Below are 3,150 nucleotides of genomic sequence, written 5' to 3'. Positions count from 1 at the left end.
CCCCCCCCCCCCCCCCCCCCCCCCCCCCCCCCCCCCCCCCCCCCCCCCCCCCCCCCCCCCCCCCCCCCCCCCCCCCCCCCCCCCCCCCCCCCCCCCCCCCCCCCCCAACCTCTCGTCGGGCATGGGGGTGCTCGGTGCCTCGCTGCCCCCGGGGGTCTTGGCCCAGGGCTGCGCCCCGGTTGTGGGGCGGGGATGGTCGGACGGCGCCGGCGATGCGATAGACGCAGCGTGGTGCCTTGGTGCCACCTTACCGGCTGCGGGGCCTGCTTCAAAGGCTCCGCTTCGCAGGTGGCCGGCGGCGATGGGAAAAGGGTGCGGTGATGGCACGAAGCAGCATGGGTGTGGCGGCGCTGGCCGGGCTGGCATTGCTGGCGGCCTGTGGCGGCGACCAGGGCGTGTCCGCCAGCCAGGCGCCCTGCCCGCGCATCGTCATCCTGGCCGATGGCGCGGACCTCACCCGCTTTCGTGGCGGCGCCAGTGGCGACCTGACGGCGCTGACCGCCGATGCGCGGATCGCCGGCTTCCAGGCGAATTGCGATTTCGCCAGCCGTGACCGCGGCGCCCTGGCCGTGCGCGTGACCCCGCGCTTCGAGGTGGAGCGTGGCCCGGCGGCGGAAGGCCGGATGCTGGACATTCCCTGGTTCGTCGCGCTGACGGATGCCGGCGATGCCACCGTGCTGGACCGCCAGGCCTTCACCAGCCGCGTCACCTTCGGCCCCAATGTGGTGCGCAGCACCATCCAGGGCCAGACGGCCCGACTGACCGTGCCGCTCGGCCAGGGCGTCCGCGCCGTGGACTACACGGTGCGGATCAGCCTGCAGCTGACGCCGGAGGAACTCGCCCTGAACCGCGCCCGCGGGCCGCGCTGACGCGGGTTGGTGACCGTTCGAGCACCCCGGGAGCCGACCCGCCGGTGTTTTCGAACGGCCACCTGGGACCGTGGGCGATCAGGCCGGCGCGTCGCCCGTATCGGCGATGAGGCCGGCGGCCTGGATGCCGGCGACCGCGCAGATTTCGTCCTTGTCCGAGACATCGCCCGAGACCCCGACGGCGCCCAGCACCGCGCCATCCGCCGCGCGCACCAGCACGCCGCCCGGCACCGGCACGGCGCGGCCGGAAGCGAGGTCCGACAGCGCATTCATGAAGCCGGGCATGGACTGGCTGCGCCGCGCCATCTCGCGCGACCCGAAGCCGAGCGCCATGGCGCCATAGGCCTTGCCCCAGGCGATATCCGGCCGCAGCAGGCTGCTGCCATCTTCCTTCAGCGCCGCCTTGAGCTGGCCGCCGGCATCGAGCACCACCACGGTCAGCGGCGCGAGGCCCAGCTCCCGCCCCTTGGCGAGGGTCGCGTCCAGGATGGTGCGGGCGGCGGCGGCGGTGATGCCGTGCTGGAAGCCGGCGGGGGCCTGATGGGTCATGGTCGGGGAATCTCCGGATGGGGGTGGTGGTGTCCTCTGCCCGCAACCGGGCGGCGCGGGAAGGGGGCAGCCTTCAGCGGATCGGCTGGATCACCGGCTCGCCGCGGCTGCCATCGGCATAGATCGCGGCCAGGCCGAGCAGGCGCGCTGCCTCCGGCGGGGTGATCTCCACCAGGATGCGCGGCGTATCGCCGGCCAGCAGCACCGCATCCGGCACCTCCACCGGCACGCGCCGCGGGACCGGCTCGATCTCGGTCCACCACTCGATGGCACGCAGCCCCGCGCGCAACGCGCCGGCGATGGGCAGGGGGTTCACCTGGCCGGGCGCGGTCCAGCCGGGCTGGTAAAGGGCGAAGGGCCCCTGGCGGCGCAGCGCCTGTTGCGCCTGGGCGCGGATGGCGCTGGCCGGGTCGAAATCATGCACCAGTTCGGCCGCTGCCACGCCGTCCCGGTCCAGGTAGCGCAGCACCAGGCGTTGCGGCGCGAAGGGGCGCGGCAGGCGCAGCGTGGGCACGCCATCTTCCCGCGACACCTCCACCCAGGCCTCGCCCTGGCGAAGCTGCACGGCGCGGGCCGGCTCCGGCAGGCCCAGGCGCAGCAGGATCGGCTGGCCCGGCAGGCCGGGCGGCGGCACCAGGGTGGTGACGGTCAGGCGCCGCGACGCGACATCCCGCACCCAATCCAGCGCGAGAACGCCCTGGCGCAGCAGCCGGGCGCGGTGGGGGTCGAGGAACTGATCCGCGAAGGCGGTGAAGCGGGCTTCATCGGCGAAGGCCTCCACCGCCGGGGCAATGCGCGCCGCTTCCGCCACGGTGGGCCCTTCGGGCAGGGTGGCGGCGATGCGGGCATGGGCCAGCGCGGCCAGGGCAAGCAGTGCATCCGGGCCGCTGGCGGATGATCCGGCCAGGATGGCATCCAGCGCCGCGACCCGGGCGGGGGCACCCGGCAGGCGCAGCGCCGCCAGCAGCGTGCCAGCGTCCGGGGGGAGCGGGGCCGTATCCAGGATCCGCCGCGCATCCGCCCAGCCGTTCAGCGCCGCGTGCAGCAGCAGCGCATCCGGCCGCGGCGTCTCCCGCCGCGCCAGGGCGGCCAGCAGTGCCGTGGCGGCGCCCTGCCGGTCACCGCGTGCGTCCAGCGCCAGGGCGTTGAACAGATACTCATCCGAGGAAGCCGGGTAGGGCAGCGGGCGGGGATGCGGCGCGTCCAGTGCGGCGCGCAGGCGGTCCTCCGGCCAGGGTGGCGGTGGCGGCAGGCCCAGCGCCGCCGCCTGCCAGATGGCGACCGGCGGGACATGTGTGGCCAGCAGCCCGCGCGGCCCGTCTGCCGAAATCTGCGCCGCGGCAATGCCCGCCAGGCCGAGCAGCAGCCCGGCCACCATGCCGGCCGCGCGCTGCGCCCGGGCGGCCAGCGCCAGGGCCAGCCCCAGTGCCAGGCCGAGCGCCAGAAGCCCGGCCAGCGGCAGCACCGGCTGCGCCGGATCGGCCGCGAGGCCGAGCAGCAGCCCGACCACCACGAAGGGCTGCGCGAGCCGGACCGGCGCCCGCCGCGCGGCGGACCGGCGGGAAGGCGCCACGCCGATGGCCGCGCTCATGCCAGGCGGACGGGCGCGGCGGCGCTACATCCCGCCGATGTAGTTCGGGCCACCGCCACCTTCCGGGGTCTTCCAGTCGATATTCTGCAACGGGTCCTTGATGTCGCAGGTTTTGCAGTGGACGCAGTTCTGGGCGTTGAT

4 protein-coding genes are annotated in these 3,150 nt (G+C 75.4%); 1 reads left to right on the top strand and 3 read right to left on the bottom strand.

The window, feature by feature from the left end:
* Positions 1-320 precede the first annotated feature (320 nt).
* Positions 321-869 carry a hypothetical protein gene (locus Q8S40_RS23135; protein ID WP_304814186.1) on the top strand — a complete coding sequence of 183 codons (549 nt, stop codon included), beginning with the start codon at positions 321-323 and terminating at the stop codon, positions 867-869.
* 78 nt (positions 870-947) lie between these two features.
* Here the strand turns inward: Q8S40_RS23135 and Q8S40_RS23130 are convergent, their stop codons facing one another.
* The 3 genes from Q8S40_RS23130 to Q8S40_RS23120 all read right to left on the bottom strand — a co-directional run.
* The gene (locus tag Q8S40_RS23130) at positions 948-1,418 is read right to left on the bottom strand and encodes a heme-binding protein (RefSeq protein WP_304814187.1); all 471 of its coding nucleotides are present in this window, start codon (positions 1,416-1,418) and stop codon (positions 948-950) included.
* A gap of 73 nt (positions 1,419-1,491) precedes the next feature.
* The gene (locus Q8S40_RS23125) at positions 1,492-3,009 is read right to left on the bottom strand and encodes a hypothetical protein (protein WP_305672296.1); all 1,518 of its coding nucleotides are present in this window, start codon (positions 3,007-3,009) and stop codon (positions 1,492-1,494) included.
* Positions 3,010-3,033: 24 nt separating this feature from the next.
* The coding region (locus tag Q8S40_RS23120) for a 4Fe-4S dicluster domain-containing protein (RefSeq protein WP_305672297.1) at positions 3,034-3,150 on the bottom strand (117 nt) is incomplete at its 5' end.

Source organism: Falsiroseomonas sp. (genome assembly GCF_030695085.1).
GTDB lineage: Bacteria > Pseudomonadota > Alphaproteobacteria > Acetobacterales > Acetobacteraceae > Falsiroseomonas.
Note: the sequence above shows the minus strand (reverse complement) of the source record. Positions and strands in the feature narration are given on the sequence as shown.

Excerpts from the sequence above, each read along its gene's own strand:
- Q8S40_RS23135 (WP_304814186.1), top strand. The coding sequence starts at position 321 with ATGGCACGAAGCAGCATGGGTGTGGCGGCGCTGGCCGGGCTGGCATTG.
- Q8S40_RS23125 (WP_305672296.1), bottom strand. The coding sequence starts at position 3,009 with ATGAGCGCGGCCATCGGCGTGGCGCCTTCCCGCCGGTCCGCCGCGCGG.
- Q8S40_RS23130 (WP_304814187.1), bottom strand. The coding sequence starts at position 1,418 with ATGACCCATCAGGCCCCCGCCGGCTTCCAGCACGGCATCACCGCCGCC.